The following is a 22,221-nucleotide window of genomic DNA, read 5'->3' as shown; positions in this document are numbered from 1 at the left end:
TTTTTGAGTTTTTGCGCTTCGTTTAGAAACCAGTTTCTCGTATTTACCCAAAATTTACAATAACGGTTTTTTGAGTTTTTGCGCTTCGTTTAGAAACCTTTCTCATATTTACGCAGAATTTACAATAACGGTTTTTTGAGTTTTTGCGCTTCGTTTAGAAACCAGTTTCTCGTATTTACCCAGAATTTACAATAACGGTTTTTTGAGTTTTTGCGCTTCGTTTAGAAACCAGTTTCTCGTATTTACCCAGAATTTACAATAACGGTTTTTTGAGTTTTTACGCTTCGTTTAGAAACCAGGTTTCCTTTGGGTTTACTTGAAGGTTATTTTACTTAGTGATGGGGAAACCTGGTTTCTCATATTTACCCAGAATTTACAATAACGGTTTTTTGAGTTTTTGGGCTTCGTTTAGAAACCAGGTTTCCTTTGGGTGTACTTGAAGGTTATTATACTTAGTGATGGGGAAACCTGGTTTCTCATATTTACGCAGAATTTACAATAACGGTTTTTTGAGTTTTTACGCTTCGTTTAGAAACCAGGTTTCCTTTGGGTGTACTTAAAGGTTATTATACTTAGTGATGGGGAAACCTGGTTTCTGTGAATCTCAGCAAATTTTCTTTGCCTTCGTCTTCAAAGCTTTGTTCACCTAATCCTTGTACTTTTACTATAATGCGGCGCCTAATTGGTTTCCATTTTCCTTGTCTTGGTGCTATTTTTACAATAACTTGTTCTGCTTCAGTAGATACACTTATTTTTGTTGTAGAGTAAATATCTTTTTGATATTCAAAGCTATTTCCATCGTCTTCGTAGAGTGTGTATTCACTGTTTCCTGGAAAGATTAGCAGTTGTAACTCGTTTAATGGATGTTCATCAATGTATTGTGTGACTTGTTGCATGGGAATAACAGCACCTGCACGCGCGTATAATGGCATTTTTTCTAATGGTGCATGTGCCAATATATGTGTGGCACCATCTACATATTTTTCTCCTGTCCACCAATCGTACCAAGTTCCCGAAGGTAAGTATACAGCGCGATGCTCTACTCCCGGTCGATATATTGGCGCCGCCATTAAGTCAGAACCTAATAACACTTGGTCTGATAATGTGTAGGTTTTTGGGTCGTTAGGATATTCGTAAACTAAAGGTCGTATTAGAGGCGCCCCAGTTGTAGCCGCTTGCCAAAATAAAGTGTAAAAGAAAGGTATTAATTGATAACGTAAATTAATATATTCACGACAAATATTTTCTACCCTTTCACCAAATACCCACGGTTCATGACGCGCGGTACTCATGGCTGAATGTGCCCGCATCAACGGATACAACATTCCCACCTGCATCCAACGCGCAAATAATTCTGCCGTAGCATTACCCGCAAATCCACCAATATCACATCCAACAAATGCTACTCCCGAAAGCCCCATATTACAAAGCATTGGTAGCGACATTTCTAAATGTTCCCACTGTGACTGATTATCGCCCATCCATACACTAGAGTAACGCTGCACTCCTGCAAACCCGGAACGTGTTAATACGAACGAACGCTCGCTCTTGCGATGTTTAATTAAACCTTCTGCACTAGCTTTTGCCATATTCAAACCATAAAGGTTGTGAACTTCTGCATGGGTAGTATTATTTTCTTTTCCTTGTGGTGCATCAAGAGGAAACCAGATATGAACACCACCATCACCGAATGGTCGGTCATTAATTGCTGGTTCGTTCATATCGTTCCAAATGCCAGCAATACCTATATCAGTAAGAGACTTATGTAAATCACCCCACCATTTTTGAACATCCGCACGCAAAAAGTCAGGAAATACAGATTTATCGGGCCACACATAACCATGAAATAATCTACCATCCGCTTGACGCACAAAGTAATCGTTTTTTATTCCTTCATCAAAAACGTGGTAGTCAGCTTCAGGTTCGTATTTTACTCCAGGGTCAATAATAGTTACAGTCTTGAAGCCATTTTGTTTTAAATCATTAATTAGTTTTTCTGGGTTAGAGAACCGTGCTGGACTCCAAGTAAATACCCGAAAACCTTGCATATAGTCAATATCTAGGTGAATAACATCGCAAGGAATACGACGATTTCTAAATTCTTGTGCGAGTGTACGTACTACTTCTTCAGACTCGTAACTCCATCTACATTGGTGATAGCCGATTGACCATTTTGGTGGTAGCGGCATTTTTCCTGTAAGTTGGGTATATGTATCGAGTATTTGGGCTGGTTTGGGGCCATATATAATGTAATAGTCTAATTCTCCCCCACGTGTTTCCATTTTCCATACACCTGGTTGTTCGGCGCCAATATCAAACTGGCTCCAAAAAGTGGTATTAAAGAAAATGCCGTATGCAACATGTGGACGCAGCGCTATAAAAAATGGAATAGCGTGATACATTTCGTCAGTGAGCGAACCATAATCTAAAGCGTCTGTAGTCCAGTTTGTTTTGACTTCGCTGCGTTTATCGAGTAACCCGGTACGCTCACCAAACCCATAAAAATGTTCGTCGGTTTCAATACACTTCCACCCAGCTACGGCGCCAAGTCTCCAACCCATATTAGTGGTAGCATCAGTAGCGAAAGGGCGCCCATCTAAATCAAAGCAAGTAATTCGACTAGTTGATTTATCTATATATATATGTATAGATTCTGTTTTGATTTGGACGGATGTATCTGTATCATTAACATCAAATGGTATTGGCGCCCATTCAGAATCATCACGTGTTACTGCCCAACTTGGACGCTCGGTAAACTCACCCTGTGGCGCCAAACGGACTCGTAATAAATTAGGCGCCAGTACAGCAATGGAAAACTTAGATGAGTCGCAATCAAAAATAATAGTTCTATCGTATTGCTTCCAAGCTTCAACTTGACCGATTTTTGTCCAGGGTTGGTCTGTGGTAGGCAGTTTTCCGAAATATTGTGGCATAAATGAGCGTGCTTTGTTTTTGATACCACAAATAAATGTAATCAAAATGCGTGTCAATAAATTATCTATCTTAAGAAATACAATGAATAATTTTTTCTGCTTCTATCATGTTCGGTAACGTAATCATAATAAAATTTATGTAGAAACATTATGTAGAGACGTTACATCTAACGTCTCTACGTATCTGTTTATAAGTATAAATACGTATTAATTAGCTGACGCTAATGAAATTTTATTTAAAGCACTTGTCTTATAAAGGATGTCTCTATAACAGCTATAAACAAAACGATTAATTACTTTCATTTAATTTATTAAATCAAGTTAGTTAGAAATTCAAACTTTACTTTTACTAATTCATGTTACACTAACAGTACTTAGAATCAGGGTCTAAAGGCTTGGCGCCTTATTATCGAGTCTTATCTACAATCAGAATTAAAATTATTAAAGATAATCAATGTTTTGAATGAGCGCATTGTTACATTTGCGTGTAAATTAGCATTTAATATAAATTTATATGAATATCTCTGAAAAACAATTAATAATAAAGCAAGAAATATTACTGCATCGCATTGCCAACCGCGTTCGGCAATCATTGGAATTAAAAGAGATTTTAAATGCAATGGTTGGAGAAATGCGCGCGTATTTAGACACCGACCGTGTTAAAATTTATCAGTTTAACTCAGATGGTAGTGGAGTTGTAATTGCAGAATCATTTGCAGAAAAACAACTACCTTCTTTAAAAGGTTTGCATTTTCCTGCGGATGATATTCCTTTGTTTGCTCGCGAATTATTTGTGCAAGCAAGACAACGCACTATTGTAGATTTAACGACACAAGAAATTGGTGTTAGTCCTCTTAATCAGCAAGAAGAATATAACGAAAACCAAGATATTCGCTATCGTCCTATTGACCCATGTCATATTGAATATTTGAAAGCAATGGGGGTAAAATCATCTGTAGTTGTGCCAATTGTTTTAGAAAGTGAGCAAACAGGTAAATATCAACCTCCTTCATTACATTCATCAGCTCACCTATGGGGACTGCTAGTATCACACCATTCCAAACCTCGCAAAGTCACAGAAGAAGAACTACAACTTATTCAAGCAGTGGTTGACCAAGTTTGTATCGCGATTAGTCATTCAATTTTACTCAACCAAGTTCGTGAACAAGCACGTCAAGAAGCAAATATAAATAATCTTACAAAAGTACTTTATACTTCTCCAACTGTAAAATTACAACCTGCGCTTGAAGAAGTGGTGAAAACCTTTAACGGTTCGGGAGGAAGGTTGTATCTGCTAGCTTCCGACAATCAACCAGTAGAAATTTATACCTGTGGGAATCAACCACAGTCAATAGACACCGAACAGAGTCGAGTCGTTGAAGAAAATCAGTTGTGGCAAAAGTACTTACATTCAGTCGTAGAAACATTAGTTGACCAAACAGGTTATAAACCTTGGTCAGTAGAGTGGATGCGAAACATGTACCACATTGGTAGAGTTGATATTGAAAACTCACTGGTTAATTCCAAATTATGGGCAATAGATGATTTATATAGAGAACCTCTATTTCGGACTTTAGCTCCATTTTTTGGATCGTCTCGAATTCGTAGTTTGTTAATTATCCCTTTACAGTATGGTGAAAAAATTCTTGGATGTCTTACAATTTTTCGCACCGAAGTAGACACCGAAATTAATTGGGCAGGATATCATAACCCCGACACACGGCAATTAATGCCACGCCAATCTTTTGAAGTTTGGCGCCAAATTAAAACAAATCAAGCACAAGTTTGGACTGCAAATGAAATTCGATATGCGAATGCAGTGGGTGAAAGATTTGCAACTGCTGTTGTACAATATCGTTTATACCAGCAAGTACAAGCGCTGAATACAAACTTAGAACTGCAAGTACAAGAGCGCACCAATAACCTAAAACTTGCTCAGACACAGCTTATTCAAAGTGAAAAAATGTCAAGTTTGGGGCAACTTGTTGCAGGAATCGCACATGAAATTAATAATCCCATTAACTTTATATATGGCAACATAACTCATGTTGATACCTATACTCAAACTTTATTACATTTATTTAAAAACTATCAAAATAAATGTCCACACCTGACACAAAGTTTAAAAGAAGAAATTGAACAAACAGATATTGAATATATTGTTGATGATTTACCTAAACTTTGCGACTCATTAAAAGCAGGCGCCGAACGTATTAGCAACTTAGTAACTTCCCTACGAACCTTTTCACGTTTTGACCAAGCCGAAATCAAAAAAGTTGATATTCACGAAGGAATAGAAAGTACACTTTCACTATTACAACATCGCTTAGAACCGTCTGGTACTGGCGCCCAAATAGAAATCATAAGAAATTATAGCATACTTCCCTTAGTAGAATGCTTTGCAGGTCAGCTAAACCAAGTATTCATGAATTTACTACTCAATGCCATCGACGAATTACAAGTATGTGACCAAAACCCCAAAAAAATCGTCGTAATAACCACTTCAGTGGTTGATAACTCCATCCAAATATCCTTTACAGACAATGGCAGAGGAATTAAACCATGCCATCAACATAAAATTTTCGACCCATTTTTTACAACAAAACCCGTAGGTAGTGGTATTGGGTTAGGATTATCAATTAGCTATCAAATCATTGAACAGCACAGAGGCAAACTTTCTTGCATATCCCAACCAAATCAGGGAAGTAAATTTATAATTGAAATTCCCATACAACTGTATTGAAATTATTATCAATGTGCGTTACTGCGCTCACACCCGCATGGGGTTAAAACCGCCATGCTAATAACTAAAGTCCATTAAAATGGACTGGTGCTACAGATATTTAAACAGGTCATCAAGTATCCTATTTACTCTCAAAAGACCAAACGTTGCCCACACATCTGGCTTTACCTCATATACTTGTTTATTTTGCACAGCTTTGAAAGAAGACCAAAGAATACTCTGTAAATAATGTGACAGAGGCGCCTTTGCGTAGTTAACGATAAATAAGTAAAATTAGTAAATTTATCTAAGAAAATTTTGGGTAAGTTTACTCTTTTGCCAACTACTTGGGTAGCAATTTATGTAACTATTAACTTTTATCAAAGCATAATAAAATTCTGGAATTTAGGCTATTTTTTTCTTTTGGATTTAGCCGTTTAGTCTAAAATCCAGTTAAGTTTATTATCATTTTAATAACCAGACTTATAAGTGTTTTTCCTATTGTACCCTAGCAACAAAGCAAGAGGGATAAAAGTAATACAGGAAAGTTCTAAGAACCTAAGTTGCGGGTCATGTTATGGTCGTGCGCTGTAATATTTTTTACTACATTTGCTAATGCTGTTAGGTTAAGGCTATTAAGGATGCTAGACTTGATAGGGCGTTTGTCATCCCAAAATATTAGCGATGAGTAGAAAGCTTTTGAAGTAGGAGAATTTAAAAGCTTAAATGTTTGATTTGCAGTTTCTTCATCATCAAAGCTAAGAAAATAAACAGTATCATCGAATACAGCAGGTTTGTTACAGAGCTTTCCCACTAATTTAAAGTCTAATTTTTTGTACAGTCCGCAAATTGCTATTTTCCAACTTGTAAAAGTATAGGCGCCGACTCCAAAAATAGAAAAGCGAGGATTAGCTTGATATATTTTACTTTTTCTGTTATCTAGATAGTTTGCGTGCGATTTAAGATACTCCCAAGTTTTAGGAGCTATATCTTGAATAGACTCTGTTGACTCTCCAACAAAACTTTGAGTAACTAAAACAAAACGTTCAGTTGTATGTATACGATTTTGTGCAACATCAGACCCTTTCAGTAAAGGAAATAAATAAGTATCTTCAATATCTACTATTTCTCCAAATCCATTTACAAGCTGATTCTTAATTTTTTTAAACTCCATTACATTTGAACAGTCATGTTTTATACCAGAGCGCCATTGCAATTGTGATTTTTTGCTTGTATTATATAAACTATGTACTTTCGCAAAAGAATTTATATCTTGAACTAATATATTATTGTAATATCCTATTCTTTGAGGCGAGGAGCTTTGTAAATTATTAAATACATCACAGTAATATTGTTTTGAGGTGGAATCAAATTTACAGAATAATAAACAAGCTTCAACGTTGGCGTTAAAGTATTTTTTAGCGTCTATTTTATAAGTCGTGTAATCAGAAATATTAAGATTATTAGAATGAAGATAGCTTAGTAGTTTTCTAGCAACCGCAGTTTTACAAAGCATCGCAAGACAAGCATTTTGATTCTGTAGCAGTTGAACAACCTGTATTAGCATCCATTCGGATATATCAAAATTGCTTTTCCCTGTAATAGCGTCTAAACCGCTATGAAGAAGAAAGTTATTTTTGTTAGGTAGATTTACACCTCCAATATGTCCTTGTTGTGAATTAGTTACCCAAGGGAAATTACCAAGTACTAATATATTGCTGGTAATATTACTTATCAGTGATGACCAATCAAATTGATAAAAATCTGCATGTTTTACATCAATTCTTGTATCGCGCGCAATTTTATCTCTTTTACTCAACTCGTGTAAATAAGTTTGATTTATTTCTACACCAATAATTTTGTTAGCTGATTTAAATAATTTAGCCGCAGCTTCTATAAAATTACCTACTCCACACGTAGGCTCAATAATAACATCTGGATTTACACCAAGCTCAATTAGCTTCTCACACACTTTAACAGCAAGTTCGAGAGGTGTCTGGAAATCTCCATATTCTAATTTTTTTTGATGCGTACTAGTAATCATAAGTTATCTCTAGAGTAGGCGCCTCTCTTACCTCTGTGTCTCTGTGTCTCTGTGTCTCTGTGGTGAATAAACATAGCACTAAAACAAATAACATCCAATAAAAAAATTCCAAAATTTCCCTGTTTGGGGTGGCGCCCTATGTCTGGAACGGGCAAGGATGCCCATTCCACAAGATAGGGATGCCCATTCCACAAATAGTACTCCACAAGATTAAATGCAAGACTTTTACGCTATTATGATAATTGTTATCATTCCTGCAATAATAGCTTTGTACTTAGTTACAAATATGGCAAGTATTGCTAGAGATGTGTATATAAGGAGAGATTATGGCTAGTGCGACTGCAATTAATTTAGATAATAATATTGAGGTTCCGAAGCGTGGAATGCCTGTAACTATCATTACAGGGTTTTTGGGCAGTGGAAAAACTACGCTGCTTAACCAAATACTCCAGAACAAGCAAGATATGAAGGTTGCTGTTTTGGTTAATGAGTTTGGTGACATTAATATAGATAGCCAGTTACTCGTTTCTATGGATGAGGATATGGTGGAACTGAGCAATGGTTGTATTTGCTGTACTATTAACGATGGTTTGGTTGATGCGGTTTATCGAGTGTTGGAACGAGAAGACCGTATTGATTATATGGTAATTGAGACTACTGGTGTTGCTGACCCTCTGCCCATTGTATTAACGTTTTTAGGAACTGAGCTAAGAGATTTAACTAATTTAGATTCTATACTTACTGTTGTTGATGCTGAAAGTTTTGACAAAACTCACTTTGAGAGTGAAGCTGCACTGAAACAAATTACATACGGTGATATTGTCTTGCTTAATAAAACTGATTTGGTAAGTGAAGATAAGCTGGTAGAGCTAGAAACTTTTATACGTAATAAAAAAGATACTGCTAAAATTTTACGCACTCAGTATGGAAAAGTGGCTTTACCTCTAATTTTAGGTGTAGAACTAACGCCTAATGACGAGCATGTTTTTGCAAAAGATGACCATCATGACCATCACCATCATCATCACGAACATGAGCATCATCACCATGACCATCATCATCACTCGCACCATTTAGAAAATGATGGGTTTGTGTCGGTGTCGTTCCAAGTTGATAAACCCTTTGATGTTAATAAATTTGAGCATTTTTTAATTGAGGAAATGCCTGATAACGTATTTCGTGCCAAGGGTATTCTTTGGTTTGATGATAGTCCTTTACGTCATATTTTTCAACTTAGTGGACCTCGTTATAACTTAAATGCGGATGAGTGGAAAACGACGCCATCTAACCAACTTGTCTTTATTGGGCGCCATCTTGACGAGAATAAAATTCATTCTCGTTTACGTGAATGTCTGATATGATTAAGAAGTGTTAAGCAGTCGAAACTACATTTATAGTAATAAACCAGACGAGAGACATGACTTTATCATTTCATCCGGAGTTTAATTCTGCGGAACTTCTTGCTTTGTCAAAACAAAAGCCAAAAGTTACAGAGGCAGAAATGCTTCAAGCTGTACGTACTTTATTACTTGGGTTGGGAGAAGACCCTGATAGAGAAGGTTGAGAGACACTCCTAAAAGAGTTGTAAAAGCATTACAGTTTTTAACCAAAGGTTATAACGAGTCTTTGGATGAACTACTAAACGGCGCCGTTTTTAGCGAAGATGCAAACGAGATGGTGTTGGTTAGAGATATTGACATCTTGAGCTTCGTGCGAACATCATATACTACCTATCATTGGACGCGCGCATGTGGCGTACATTCCCAATGGTAAAGTGATTGGGTTGTCGAAAATAGCCCGTATTTGTGAAATGTACGCGCGTCGTTTACAAGTGCAAGAAAGGTTAACTTTGCAGATAGCTGATGCTTTGCAAGGTTTATTAAAACCCCAAGGTGTTGCAGTAGTTGTAGAAGCAACTCACATGTGTATGGTAATGCGTAGTGTACAAAAACCTGGTTCTTGGACTGTCACTAGTGCTATGCGAGGTGTATTCTCTGAAGACGCGCGTACAAGAGAAGAGTTTATGAACCTAGTTCGTCACAACTCTAACTTCAGATAAATATGTGGCACAGGCATACTAACTGTGTTTAACTCTTATAATTAATCTCAATGACTACACCCAAAATTACAGTTGTTGCCGGAACTTTAGGTAGTGGCAAAACCACTTGGATTTTTCAGCAGCTAGCATCTAACAACCACAAATACCCTTACAACAAAACACTATATTACAGTCCCGGTACAGGTAAGCTACCAATCGACCAAACCCACATCGCATCAGAATGTCCTGGTGTGAAAGTCTTTCATGATGGAGAAGAAGCAGAATTTCTCAACCAAATAAATTCTGCATTATCAATATATATAGAAATTGGCTTTTACTTAAAACTAGCCACTATCTCTAAAATCTTACCTAATAATCAGCCATACCAAGCCATTGCCGTTTTACCACCTTATCTCAAACACAAAGATTCTGATTTACATCAATGGGCATCAGAAATTATATCCGGCGCCTCAGTTCATGACACTATATATATAGATAACTCCACTCAAATATGGCGAGTTCCTCTAAGCGGAGAAGTTATTGACGAAGATAGCTTAGTGGAATTTTGGTATGAAGTTACTAATGGCGCCTATGGAAATGTGACTCGTGCTAAAGGTATTTTTGATGTCAACGATGGTAGGTCACTTTATACTGAGTATGTAGCAGGTTTACCACCAACTGGTCTATTTGAATTAGATTTAACGCGCAACTTAGAAGGAAGACCCAAGCGTTTTAGTGGTATAGAAGTTATAGGAAGTAAACTTGATGAAGTGACTTTAGGGCAAACGTTGCAAGATTGTTTATTGTCAGAAGCAGCTATTGAACAATATCAAGAACAAGTCAAACAAGTATTATCAGAGGGAATTGAAGAATGAAAATAGCAGTTATATCATGTATTCATGGTAATATCGAAGCTCTTGATGCAGTTTTGCTCGATATTGATAATCATTCATGCGATAAAATTTTTAGTCTGGGTGATTTAGTTGGATATGGCCCTTTCCCCAACGAAGTAGTCGAAAAAATTCGTTCCCTAAATATTCCTTCCTGCGTTGGTTGTTGGGATGAGGATATTGTTGAGGGGTTGAATGCTTGTGAATGTAGTCATCCTTCATTACTAGCAGAAAAAAGAGGACTACGCGCACACGAGTGGACGAACAAACAAATTAAACCAGAAAACCGTGAATTTTTAGCAACATTACCTCATACATTAAATTACGAAAACTTAGCTTTTGTTCACGGCAGTCCCCACAGTAACCACGAGTATTTACTACCTGAACTTGATGCTTTTGTTGCATTAGAGCGAGTACTTTCATCAGGCGCCGATGTGCTTTTTTGCGGTCATACTCATGTCCCATATGTCCGTCAACTCGATGCTACAAACTTACATTTTTCACTCGTAAACGATAAAAAACAAGAAAAACGCAGTTTTACCACAAATTTAAAGCAAATTATTAATGCGGGTTCTGTGGGTGAACCTCGACACGGGCGCCCAAATGCCACTTATGTAATTTACGACACAGACACTCAACGAGTCACCTTGCGCGAAGTTACTTATGATGTGCAAAAAACTTGCACCGCAATTATAGAACGTGGTTTACCTGCTATTTTTGCTTGGCGCCTAGCACGCGGTTTAGAATTTGCAGAACGTGCTGATGACCCTACACATGTTTGTACTAGATAAAGGTAAGGTAATATTATCATATGAAATGGGCTATTTTAAGCGGTATTGAAGGAAACCTTACAGCATATGAAGCTGTGTTAGAAGATATTAGGCGCCTTTCTCGTTACATCGAAGCACTATATATTATTGGTGATTTAGTCGGGCCAACTTTACAATCAGAACAATTAGTAGAACGAGTGCGTAAACCCCGTCGTGGAGAACTAGAACCTCTAGTTTGTAAAGGATGGTGGGAAGAACAATGCTTAATATTACACGCAATAACAGGAAATGGTACACCCACAGAACTTATAGAAAAATATGGCTTAGAAACAGTCAAACAACTATGGGAATATGTACCTCGTCAAACAGTACGATGGTTAAGCACCCTTGATTTTGGCTTCTTTGAATTAGATAGCTTGTTAATTCACGGTTCTACAGTCTCTGTCAGCGAAGCATTAACACCAGAAACTTCACCAATAATAATGTTAGACCGAGCAACGCGGATGCAAGCAAATAATTTATTTTGTGGTCGTTCCGGTTTAACCTTTGAGTACGAAATTACCAATGGTTCTATAACCAACTCTGTAACAACCCTAGACACTCAAATTTCCCCCCATATCATCAACGCTCATCCCCGCAAAATTATCGGAGTCGGAAACGTCGGTAGAACCCCAGGACAAGCAAGTTATACAATTTACAATCCCAATACAAATGAAGTTGACTTCAAAATTGTTTATTACGGCAATAATAAAGGCTTTAACGCTCAACCGATGACGCGCGCGGGCAATAAAGTGATGTAGAGGCGCCATTTCAAAGAATGTTCACATTGCCGAACCCAAAGAAACTATAACTTTTTTGTAGCACACTTGAATAACTGTTCAATTGTAGTAATATAGTAGATGTACACCACATATACGGGTGCTAGCTATGACGACAGTTACTCAAATGAAATGCGCTTGTGAATCTTGCCTTTGCATAGTTTCCTTATCCAGTGCTGTGATGAAAGACAACAAACCTTACTGCGGCGAAGCTTGTGCAAATGGTCATCAAGATGGTAAAGGTTGCGGTCACACAGGCTGTGAATGCGATAAATAAACCTGGCAACGGATAAAGCGGATGTAACGGATAGTTGATTCTTCTATCCGTTACATCCGTTTATCATCCGTTGCAATTGTTACTTTTTTTTACGACAATGCAGCAACTAGCTAGATAAAGATTACGATTCTCACTGTGAATTGATACGGTACTTGTACCAAAAAATTACAGAGGAAAACTAATGTCTTTAAACGTAAGTTTGCATCTGCTTGAGCAAGCACAGTCAGGAAACATTGACGAGACAGAGTTTGTTGAAACAATCAGAGAATCGTTACCATACGCTTGGAGTGTTGTATCCGGTCTTGTAGAACAAGTTACCAGAGGAGAAGAGTGGGCAAACCATGCGGTACCACCACCAAGTGAACAAGCGCGTGCCCAACTATTGCGAATGATGGGTGGTGATGCAATACGTGGCGCCGTTGAGCGTTATTTTGGTGTCAAGCTAGCATTTCAAAACTGTCATAACGTCGGAGTTTTTCGTCTCGACAAGCTCAATTCACCACAGTATCTTGATTTCATTTCAATTCGGCGCCAAATTCTCAACCAAACTCCTGAACTAATCGACTGTTAATGTCATCGTAATGCTACTGTAGGGTGGCTTAACCCACCTTACGTGGGAAAATAATATTTAGTGTATGAAAACGATTATTATTATTTAGTTACGATTATTATAAAAATTCATGTCATCAGAAAATATTACTCCCAGCAGCAGCAATACAGCTACACTCACTCATCGTCCCCGGCGCCTGCGTCGCACAGCAACATTGCGACGGATGGTACAAGAAACTACACTTACAGTTGATGATTTGATATATCCGATGTTTGTGATGGAAGGTGAGGGGCAGAAAATAGAGATTGCCTCGATGCCTGGATGTTATAGGTTTACTTTGGATTTGTTGCTATCTGAAATTGCTGAAGTATATCAACTTGGTGTTGGCGCCATTGCTTTGTTTCCGGTTATTCCAGAAAACCTCAAAGATGATACTGGTAGTGAGAGTTATAACCCTTCGGGACTGGTGCAGCGTACTGTGAAAGCGATTAAACAAGCAGTGCCAGATATAGTCATAATTACCGATGTCGCACTTGACCCTTTTACTAGTCATGGTCACGACGGTATTGTTGATGATAAAGGTGTGATTTTGAATGACCCGACTGTCGAAGTGTTAGTGAAGATGGCAGTTTCACAAGCTGAAGCTGGTGCGGATATGGTGGCGCCTAGTGACATGATGGATGGTCGAGTTGGCGCTATTCGTCGCGCGCTAGATGAAACTGGATTTATTGATGTGAGAATTTTGGCTTATTCTGCTAAATATGCTTCTGCATATTATGGACCGTTTAGAGATGCTTTGGACTCGGCGCCTAAGTTTGGTGACAAGAAGACTTATCAAATGGATGCAGCTAATGCAAGGGAAGCAATAAAAGAAGTTGCTTTGGATATTGAAGAAGGCGCCGATATTGTGATGGTAAAACCTGCTTTGGCTTATTTAGACATTATTTGCCAAGTTAAGAAACACACGAATCTACCTGTGGCTGCATATAATGTTAGCGGTGAGTACGCGATGATTAAAGCTGCTGCTCAAAATGGCTGGATTGATGAGAAGAAGGTAATTTTGGAAACTTTGCTGAGTATGAAGCGCGCGGGTGCTGATTTAATATTGACTTATTTTGCGAAGGAAGTTGCGCTGATGTTGGTTAAATAACTAATAACTGTAGATAGGTATTTTTAGGAATTGGATGCCCCTGATGTCGCGCAGAAACGAAACACGGTCACCACCAAAAAGCCGGGTTATGACCCCAGCTTTTTGGGTCTGCGTTGTTTATTCAACAGCCGTCTGGTCCACAAAAACTGTGCCCGTACAGTACCTCAGCATCACAGATATAGGCGATGCCCGCATAATCGTTGAAATACCCCACTGCAACATTCTCCGCAATCTTCTCAGCCATATCTCGATTTTCGGTAAGCACCTCGAACTTTATATTCGACTGGGTGTCGGAAACTATGGGTTGTCCCGATGAGCGCACGTTGCGACTGCCTTTACCGCCAGTCTCCACTACCGTATAACCGGTCGCTCCAGATTCATCGATAATCTTAGCGATTTTTTTCAGCAGAACCTTTTCCGTGACGATGACGAGCTTTTTGGCTTGCTTGCCCATGTTGGTTACCTCCTTAAAATATGTATATTAACTTGTTTGGTCTATCGGCGTTCCCTTGGTTCAGCAGACCGCGACCCGTCTGGGATTAGCCGCCGCCAAGAGTCTGGGCAAGCCCGATGAAGAGGGGTATTGCCAAGCCGATTGCCACTGGCGTACCGATGGCTGTGGAGGCACCGATGTAGGCGGAGGGATTGGCCGACGGGATACCAGCTCGCAACGTGGGTGGACCTGAGATGTCTGAACTGGAGGAGGCGATGACGGACAGAATCACGACGCCGCCAAGGCTGAATCCCGTGGTGTAGTGAGCAATCATGCCGAGACCGAAGGCGATGAACCCATGCAGCAGTGGTGCCACCACGCTATACACGACGTACCACTGGGCCACCTTGCGTAGTTCGCCAATCCTTGACCAAGCTTCCATACCCATGACCAGCATCAAGATCGAAAGCAGTCCGCGAAAGAGGGGATCGTAGAAGCTTTGATAGACACTTTCCGGCTTGGTGAATAGGCCAAGAGCAACGCCGAGCAACATTGCCGATAATGCAGGACCCTGGAGGCTTTCCTGTATGATCGGCCATATCTTGACCCGATTACCCGCAGGATCCTTCTGCTTGTCGAAAGACTCCTGCATGGTAGAGTAGGCTGCTGCACGGAGCTTCTTCTTGTTGAGATAAATGTTGGCCACAACAATCGCAGTTACGAGCGCTGGAATATCCATAAAGGGATAGAGTGCGCCAGCCCATGCCTCGTATTTGATGCCTTGTTCTTCCAGTAGTGTCAGGGCGGCGGCCATGGTAGAGCCACTCACGGCACCAAACAAACCCCCGGTCGCAATCGCATCCACGGTTTTGACCTTCGGCAGCTTGGCCAACGTATAGCGCGCGATGAATACAACAAGAATTCCTATCATTACAGCAAACGCTGCGGGTAACACCATCTCCGTTAGGTTGGACTTACGGATCCCAATACCACCGGTCAGACCGATTTTTGTGAGCAGCATGAAGACGATGATCTTACAAATCGATTCTGGAATTTGCAATTGGCTACCGAGAGCGGCAATGATCATACCACCAATCAAAAACCCGAGTGTTGGGGACTGCAACTGCTTAACGAAGTCCATTAAAAAAAAGGACAAAAAATCCACGGACACCTCCTTATACCTCCTCTGACGAGGAGTATTGCAATAAATGAACTAAATGAACTTTAAAGAGTTAAAGAAAGTAGGAAGGAGGCGCTTAACCCCTATAGCACAGGTGTTGCACGAGAACCTGTAGACAGGGCGTTCATTCGTAGGCGCTCTCCAATGGGGCTGGAAATAGTTGTCCTGTCCTGCACCAATTTCTATCACTCATATACCAGTCTTCTACGAAGGGGCACATAATGCAAATTAATAGTCATAAGTTATAATTAATTTACGATTTATACTTGATAAACGCAACGCATATTTTACATCAATAATCATAGACTTTTATCTATTAATCCAACATGAATACTTATTGAGAATTATTGAGAATGTAAATATCGTGTGATATATGTAAAAAAACGTCTATACAGCTAATAAAAGCATTATTTTACTCTTTTTAGAGAGAAAATTCTCAGTAAACACTTTTGTGAGTAGTTAACAAAGCGGAGTAATCCGACGTAAATCACAGTAAATCTGTGGGTTATGGAAGGTAGAGGTATATGATGTAAGCGAGGACGCCTGCTCCACAAGCCTGCTTGACAATCCACAAGAAGTGTACAATTCATGCATTTGTTACGGTAATTGATCCCCTGGCGCGATAAGATTCAAATAACTTTAGTTGTATTTAAGGTCTAATGGCAGAAACATTATTCTTCAACGCTCTGCGGGAAGCCATCGATGAGGAAATGGCGCGTGATAACACTGTATTTGTACTGGGAGAAGATGTAGGACACTACGGAGGCTCTTATAAAGTAACAAAAGACCTGTACAAAAAGTATGGCGACCTGCGTGTTCTAGATACTCCCATTGCTGAAAACAGTTTTACTGGTATCGCAGTCGGCGCCGCGATGACGGGTTTACGTCCGATCATCGAAGGTATGAACATGGGATTTCTGCTCCTTGCGTTCAACCAAATTTCTAATAACGCTGGGATGTTACGCTACACAAGTGGTGGTAATTTCAAAATCCCAATGGTAATTCGTGGACCTGGTGGTGTTGGGCGCCAACTAGGAGCAGAACACTCACAGCGTCTCGAAGCTTACTTTCAAGCTGTTCCCGGTTTGAAAATTGTCGCTTGCTCAACTCCAAAAAACGCAAAAGGACTTTTAAAAGCAGCTATTCGTGATAATAACCCAGTACTGTTTTTTGAACACGTACTGCTTTATAACTTAAAAGAAGACCTACCCGAACAAGAGTACGTACTGCCACTCGATAAAGCTGAAGTTGTACGCTCTGGTAAAGATGTCACAATACTAACGTACTCACGGATGCGCCATCATGTTATGCAAGCCGTGAAAAATATAGAAAAACAAGGCTTTGACCCCGAAGTTATTGATTTAATTTCGCTCAAACCCTTAGATTTTGATACTATTGGCGCCTCTATACGCAAAACTCACCGTGTAATTATTGTGGAAGAGTGTATGCGAACAGGTGGTATTGGCGCCGAGTTAACTGCTTCTATTAATGACCGCTTGTTTGACGAATTGGATGCACCAGTGCTACGACTGTCTTCGCAGGATATTCCAACTCCTTATAATGGCGCCTTAGAACGTTTAACTATCGTGCAACCTGAACAAATTGTTGAAGCTGTCGAGAAAATGATGACACTAAGAGTATAAAGTGCTGAGTTCTGAGTGCTGAGTTGAAAGCTAGGAGTTAGGAGTTAGGAGTTAGGAGTTAGGAGTTGTTACGTACTCAGTACTCAGCACTCAGCACTCAGCACTCAGCACTCAGCACTCAGCACTCAGCACTCATTACTGACAAAAAGAGCGTTATCATAGCGTGTGTCCGCACTCCCGTTATGGTATGCAGCAAAGACAGCAATCGCTATTAGCCCTAATTATTGTTATGGTAATTGCCGCCATCGCGGTGATTGCCACTCCTGGTTTACGTGTACCCCTTGGTCTCGATTTACAAGGAGGTTCCCAACTTACTATTCAAGTCAAGACTACACCAGAAATTAAAACAATCACCGAACGTGAAATGGAAGCCGTTCTCAAAATCATTGAAGGACGCATTAACGGTTTAGGTGTATCTGAAGCTGTAGTTCAACAAGCCGGCAGTGACAAAATTTTAGTACAACTCCCTGGTGTTAAAGACCCTGAACAAGCCGAAAAAGTTTTGGGTGGAACTGCTCAGTTAGAGTTTCGCAAGCAAAAACCAGGTACAGAAACCCAACTTCCTGTGTTTTTCGCTTCACGCAGTGAGTTAAAGGCAAAGCTTGACCAGGCACGTAAAGGCAAAGATTCTTCAGCAATCGCTAAAATTGAAGAAGATTTACAAAAAAATAATCAAGCTATAGCAGAATTATTTGAAAGTACTAATCCTCCACTTAGCGGTAAATTTCTCAAAGATGCCCAAGGTACACCTACCCAAAGCACTGCCTGGGAAGTCGCAATCAGTTTTAATCAACAAGGTGGCGATTTATTTGCCCAAATAACCAAGGAACTCGCTGGTACTGGAAGAAGTATTGGTATTTTTCTTGATAATGAACTTATCAGCTTTCCAAGTGTCGGCGCCCAATTTGCTGCTACAGGTATTACCGGAGGTAATGCGGTAATTACTGGTAATTTTACTGCCCAAGAAGCTAGTGGCTTAGGTATCCAGTTACGCGGCGGCGCCCTCCCTGTTCCTGTGGCAATCGTCGAAAACCGCACCGTCGGCGCCACGTTAGGTAAAGATAGTATTCAAAGCAGTATTTATGCTGGTATTGGTGGTCTAACTCTTGTACTAGTATTTATGGTGGTGTATTATCGACTACCAGGTGCCTTAGCTGCTGTTGCATTAATAATTTACGCTTTACTTTCGTGGGCTGCTTTTGGTTTGTTACAGGTGACGATGACATTACCTGGTATCGCTGGCTTTGTTCTCAGCATTGGGATGGCAGTTGATGCCAACGTTTTAATTTTTGAACGGACGCGCGAAGAATTGCAGGCAGGTAAAACTTTGTACCGTTCTGTTGAATCAGGCTTTTATCGAGCTTTTTCCAGTATTTTAGATGGCAATGTCACAACCTGGATTGCCTGCTTCTTCCTGTTTATTTTTGGTTCCGGTTTAGTCAAAGGCTTTGCTGTAACCTTAAGTATAGGAGTACTTGTTAGTATGTTTACAGCAGTTACATGTAGTCGCACTTTCATGTTTTTGGCAATAGGAATTCCCGCATTCAAGAAACCAGAATATTTTTGTCCTAACTTGACACCAGCTAAAAAAGTGGAGGCAGCACGATGAAACTAGCTGTAAATAAAAGGCGGTCGCTGTGGTGGAGTATATCTTCTGCTTTACTTATCATCGGTATTATCTCGATGGTAATTTCCACGTTTAACCCTCAAATTAAGGCGCCTCTACGTCTTGGTTTAGATTTTATTGGTGGTACACGCTTACAGTTAGAAAGAGACTGCACACAACCTGGAAACTGTGATAAACCCATTGATATCAACGCTGTGCGTGACATCGCTCAAGCCAGAGGACTGGGCGATGCCAGTATTCAGCTTATTACCGATGAACAAACAAAACAAGAAAACGGTATATTAATTCGCTCCAAAGACTTAAGTCCTGAACAGCGCATCCAACTCGAAAACGCACTCGCAGAAAAAATCGGCGCCTTTGACCCGGAAAAAAAGTCAATTGATACTGTTGGTCCAACTCTTGGACGAGAGCTATTTACCTCTGGTTTAACTGCTCTATTTTTGTCGCTTTTTGGTATCTTAGTTTACTTAAGATTCCGTTTTCAGTGGGATTATGCCGTATTTGCAATTGTTGCTTTGTTTCATGATGTATTAATTACAATCGGTGTATTTTCAATACTAGGTTTTTTTGGTGTCGAGGTAGATAGCTTATTTGTTGTTGCGCTGCTGACAATTATTGGTTTCTCGGTAAACGACACTGTGGTAATTTACGACCGAATTCGGGAAACAGCGAAAATTGAAAAAGGGCGCCCCATCACCGAAATTGTTGATGACGCAGTAGACCAAACCCTCGCACGCTCGATTAATACCACTTTCACAACGATGCTAACGCTGTTCGCTATCTTCTTATTTGGTGGAGAAACACTCAAAATCTTCTCTTTGTCTTTGATTGTTGGCTTTACTATGGGTGCTTATTCCAGCATATTTATCGCTAGCACTTTACTCGCTTGGTGGAGACAAAGAAGCGAAAAAAGCGCCCCTCCTCCAAATACCGAATCAGTTGCAACCTGAACATTAATAAATAAAGATAGCAGGGTATCCACCCCCTGCTTCTTTCAATTTTACTTGTATTTTCAATTCCTGATTTCATGGAAAATCTAAATAAAGACCCTATTTTTAATGCACAAGTTCAGAAATTACACAAACTCACAGTTTATGCTCGGTGGTTATTTGTTGGTTTTCTGTGGATTTTCATTGCTCCTATCTGTCTATGGAATTTACGTGGAGAAATTGCTTTGTGGCGCCAGTATTTCACATGGGTGGCTGTGCGCTACGGTCTTTACTTCCACCCACTAGCTACCCTCGGTTTAGCATTTTGTATTGGTATGACAACATCTGTACTGGTCTGGCAAAGTCGAAATATTTTATTTGGTTTACCTCAACGCGATAGAGAACGTCTCGAAAAACAAGTTTTTCTGATTCGAGAACAAGGCGCCACACATCCTTTATGGAAATGGATTTTTCAATAGAAACCCGGTTTCTTTGTCAAATATTGTCATAAAAATGAAGATTTAGCTTAGAAACCCGGTTTCTGGGTTTCTTGTTATCAAACCTTAACATACTGTAATCTTTTTTTATATTAATCATTACAATAGTAGTCATAAATGTGTTCTGTGAAACATTTCGCAGACTAAAAGTAAGTAAATTGAGTAAAAATTGTGAATTTGGTATTATCAAAATGAGTAATGCTCACATTCAATTTAGCGAGCGCAAGTCAGATGTAGACTTTGAGCAATTGCGCGAATTATTTAAAATTGCAGCATTTTGGGCATCTGAGCGCAGTACTGAGGATTTAAGTATCGCAGTCGCTAATAGTGAACCTGTGATAACAGTTAAAGATGGGGAAAGATTGATAGGTTTTGCAAGGGCAACAAGTGACGGTATATATAGAGCTACAATTTGGGACGTTGTAATTCACCCTGATTACCGTTCTCAGGGACTTGGTAGCAAGTTAGTAGAAACGGTTTTGAGTCACCCCAAAGTCAATCGAGTTGAGCGTACATACTTAATGACAACTCATCGACAGGGGTTTTACGAAAAAATTGGGTTTGAGAGAAATTCTACAACAACGATGGTTATATACAATCAATCTCACTTTAACTCGCTACAATCATCGGTGCAGTTTCATGAGGTGCTAGGGGGATAGACATTTGCAATCTCGTTGTTGGTTGTGATTGTGTGTTGTCTAGGTATGGAACAACTTCAAGCTTGCCTCCTAATACTTCAAGTATAGTTGTGGCTAGTAGTAATTTCATACCTGGTGATATTTGTTTGTCTTCGAGTTCTTTCAAGTTTTGTTGAGCTTCAATATCCATTAGATTTACGACTTCACTGCTTGGAAACGCATAAGTTGGTATATCTAACCAAAGGTAAGTACATTTGTCTACATCGGCGCCTGAAACAGATACATAAATACTGCCTTCTTCCATTTGTACTTCCATTTGAGCAATTACAGTCTCGATTAAAATTATTAGTACTTGCCGTAGCCATTTAATATCTGTCAACACATATATTTCTGGGTCGGACAATGAAATTTTAAATGGATAATTACGATTTTCTGCCAACATATATATCAAATCATGAACTTCCTGTAAGAGTTCATTCAAAGATTGTGGTTGCATATTTAGACAGTTAGTACCGCGTTCTGCACGAGCAACATTGAGAATTTCGTCAATTAACTTCAGCAATTTTAAGGCTCGTTCATGAGCATCAGCGATAAATTGGCGTTCTTCTTCTGGACTTTCACATAAATCAGACAAAATCAACTGATGCAAACCAATTAAACCGTTTAACGGTGAACGCAATACATGTGTTGTGCGTGCTAAAAAACCTGCTTTAAATTGGCTCATCTCAGTCGCGAGATTATATGCTAAATTTAATTGCTTAATTTGGTTTCGGAGTTCGCTTACTTCGTCATGATGTGATTTTTCTGATACAACTGACCTAGATTTGGTATTAGTAAACAAACTGCGGAATCCGGCGCCAATTAATAGCCCTACCGCTAAATATATCCAATTGTTCCAATTCATAATTTGCTGTCATTAACTTAGAATAAAATTATAGAAACCTGGTTTCTTTTTTTTTAATCGTAATTAAAATTAAGATTTGTTGTAGAAACCAGGTTTCTTTTTTTAGGATTTTGTGTAGAAACCTGGTTTATGTTTTTAATATTGTAATAAAATTACGATTTTGCCTAGAAACCAGGTT

At 39.3% G+C, this 22,221-nt stretch carries 18 protein-coding genes and 1 pseudogene; 14 read left to right on the top strand and 5 right to left on the bottom strand.

All coding sequences use genetic code 11. The features are described from left to right. Positions 1 to 572 precede the first annotated feature (572 nt). Complete coding sequence (locus DSM106972_RS37610; RefSeq protein WP_127085476.1) at positions 573 to 2,933, bottom strand: glycoside hydrolase family 31 protein; 2,361 nt, start codon at positions 2,931 to 2,933, stop codon at positions 573 to 575. Between the two features lie 514 nt (positions 2,934 to 3,447). Between DSM106972_RS37610 and DSM106972_RS37605 the strand changes: the two genes are divergently transcribed. Then, positions 3,448 to 5,676, top strand: coding sequence for a GAF domain-containing protein (locus tag DSM106972_RS37605; RefSeq protein WP_127085475.1), 2,229 nt, complete (start codon positions 3,448 to 3,450; stop codon positions 5,674 to 5,676). A gap of 529 nt (positions 5,677 to 6,205) precedes the next feature. On the opposite strand, the gene DSM106972_RS37595 is transcribed toward DSM106972_RS37605, so the two are convergent. Next, positions 6,206 to 7,699 (bottom strand): class I SAM-dependent methyltransferase, encoded by a 1,494-nt coding sequence (locus DSM106972_RS37595; RefSeq protein ID WP_127085474.1) that lies wholly within the window; start codon positions 7,697 to 7,699, stop codon positions 6,206 to 6,208. A 326-nt stretch (positions 7,700 to 8,025) separates the two neighbouring features. Between DSM106972_RS37595 and DSM106972_RS37590 the strand changes: the two genes are divergently transcribed. The 8 genes and pseudogenes from DSM106972_RS37590 (at position 8,026) to hemB (ending at position 14,192) form a co-directional block, all read left to right on the top strand. Continuing rightward, complete coding sequence (locus tag DSM106972_RS37590; protein ID WP_127085473.1) at positions 8,026 to 9,060, top strand: CobW family GTP-binding protein; 1,035 nt, start codon at positions 8,026 to 8,028, stop codon at positions 9,058 to 9,060. A 56-nt stretch (positions 9,061 to 9,116) separates the two neighbouring features. Continuing rightward, a pseudogene (gene folE / locus DSM106972_RS37585) lies at positions 9,117 to 9,758 on the top strand (GTP cyclohydrolase I FolE). A 50-nt stretch (positions 9,759 to 9,808) separates the two neighbouring features. Continuing rightward, positions 9,809 to 10,612: a GTP-binding protein gene (locus tag DSM106972_RS37580; protein ID WP_127085472.1), complete on the top strand. Its 804-nt coding sequence runs from the start codon at positions 9,809 to 9,811 to the stop codon at positions 10,610 to 10,612. Continuing rightward, complete coding sequence (locus tag DSM106972_RS37575; RefSeq protein WP_127085471.1) at positions 10,609 to 11,418, top strand: metallophosphoesterase family protein; 810 nt, start codon at positions 10,609 to 10,611, stop codon at positions 11,416 to 11,418. The genes DSM106972_RS37580 and DSM106972_RS37575 overlap by 4 nt, the downstream gene beginning before the upstream one ends. A gap of 20 nt (positions 11,419 to 11,438) precedes the next feature. Then, positions 11,439 to 12,197 (top strand): metallophosphoesterase family protein, encoded by a 759-nt coding sequence (locus tag DSM106972_RS37570; RefSeq protein WP_127085470.1) that lies wholly within the window; start codon positions 11,439 to 11,441, stop codon positions 12,195 to 12,197. 127 nt (positions 12,198 to 12,324) lie between these two features. Beyond that, the gene (locus DSM106972_RS37565; protein WP_127085469.1) at positions 12,325 to 12,492 is read left to right on the top strand and encodes a metallothionein; all 168 of its coding nucleotides are present in this window, start codon (positions 12,325 to 12,327) and stop codon (positions 12,490 to 12,492) included. A gap of 181 nt (positions 12,493 to 12,673) precedes the next feature. Then, entirely contained in the window at positions 12,674 to 13,063 is a 390-nt protein-coding gene (locus DSM106972_RS37560) for an SCO5389 family protein (RefSeq protein WP_127085468.1), read from the top strand. A 109-nt stretch (positions 13,064 to 13,172) separates the two neighbouring features. Beyond that, positions 13,173 to 14,192, top strand: coding sequence for a porphobilinogen synthase (hemB, locus tag DSM106972_RS37555; RefSeq protein WP_127085467.1), 1,020 nt, complete (start codon positions 13,173 to 13,175; stop codon positions 14,190 to 14,192). Between the two features lie 121 nt (positions 14,193 to 14,313). On the opposite strand, the gene DSM106972_RS37550 is transcribed toward hemB, so the two are convergent. Together DSM106972_RS37550 and DSM106972_RS37545 are read right to left on the bottom strand one after the other, a co-directional pair. After that, on the bottom strand, positions 14,314 to 14,646 hold the full coding sequence (locus DSM106972_RS37550; RefSeq protein WP_127085466.1) for a P-II family nitrogen regulator: 333 nt from the start codon (positions 14,644 to 14,646) through the stop codon (positions 14,314 to 14,316). 85 nt (positions 14,647 to 14,731) lie between these two features. Then, a complete protein-coding gene (locus tag DSM106972_RS37545; protein ID WP_127085465.1) occupies positions 14,732 to 15,790 on the bottom strand; it encodes a sodium-dependent bicarbonate transport family permease in 1,059 nt (352 codons plus the stop codon). 674 nt (positions 15,791 to 16,464) lie between these two features. On the opposite strand from DSM106972_RS37545, the gene DSM106972_RS37540 reads away from it, so the two are divergent. The 5 genes from DSM106972_RS37540 to DSM106972_RS37520 all read left to right on the top strand — a co-directional run bounded on the left by DSM106972_RS37540 (position 16,465) and on the right by DSM106972_RS37520 (position 21,160). Continuing rightward, positions 16,465 to 17,448, top strand: coding sequence for an alpha-ketoacid dehydrogenase subunit beta (locus DSM106972_RS37540; RefSeq protein ID WP_127085464.1), 984 nt, complete (start codon positions 16,465 to 16,467; stop codon positions 17,446 to 17,448). Between the two features lie 187 nt (positions 17,449 to 17,635). After that, positions 17,636 to 19,057, top strand: coding sequence for a protein translocase subunit SecD (gene secD / locus DSM106972_RS37535; protein ID WP_127085463.1), 1,422 nt, complete (start codon positions 17,636 to 17,638; stop codon positions 19,055 to 19,057). Next, positions 19,054 to 20,025, top strand: a complete 972-nt coding sequence (gene secF, locus DSM106972_RS37530; protein ID WP_127085462.1) for a protein translocase subunit SecF — start codon at positions 19,054 to 19,056, stop codon at positions 20,023 to 20,025. The genes secD and secF overlap by 4 nt, the downstream gene beginning before the upstream one ends. A gap of 77 nt (positions 20,026 to 20,102) precedes the next feature. Further along, a complete protein-coding gene (locus DSM106972_RS37525; protein WP_127085461.1) occupies positions 20,103 to 20,483 on the top strand; it encodes a hypothetical protein in 381 nt (126 codons plus the stop codon). 209 nt (positions 20,484 to 20,692) lie between these two features. Next, a complete protein-coding gene (locus DSM106972_RS37520; RefSeq protein WP_127085460.1) occupies positions 20,693 to 21,160 on the top strand; it encodes a GNAT family N-acetyltransferase in 468 nt (155 codons plus the stop codon). On the opposite strand, the gene DSM106972_RS37515 is transcribed toward DSM106972_RS37520, so the two are convergent. Further along, on the bottom strand, positions 21,111 to 22,043 hold the full coding sequence (locus tag DSM106972_RS37515; protein ID WP_127085459.1) for a sensor histidine kinase: 933 nt from the start codon (positions 22,041 to 22,043) through the stop codon (positions 21,111 to 21,113). The two genes, DSM106972_RS37520 and DSM106972_RS37515, sit on opposite strands and share 50 nt — an antisense overlap. Positions 22,044 to 22,221 lie beyond the last annotated feature (178 nt).

It is taken from the genome of Dulcicalothrix desertica PCC 7102 (genome assembly GCF_003991905.1).
Lineage (GTDB): Bacteria > Cyanobacteriota > Cyanobacteriia > Cyanobacteriales > Nostocaceae > Dulcicalothrix > Dulcicalothrix desertica.
The sequence above is the reverse complement of the archived record's forward strand: the minus strand, read 5'-3'. Positions and strand labels throughout refer to the sequence as shown.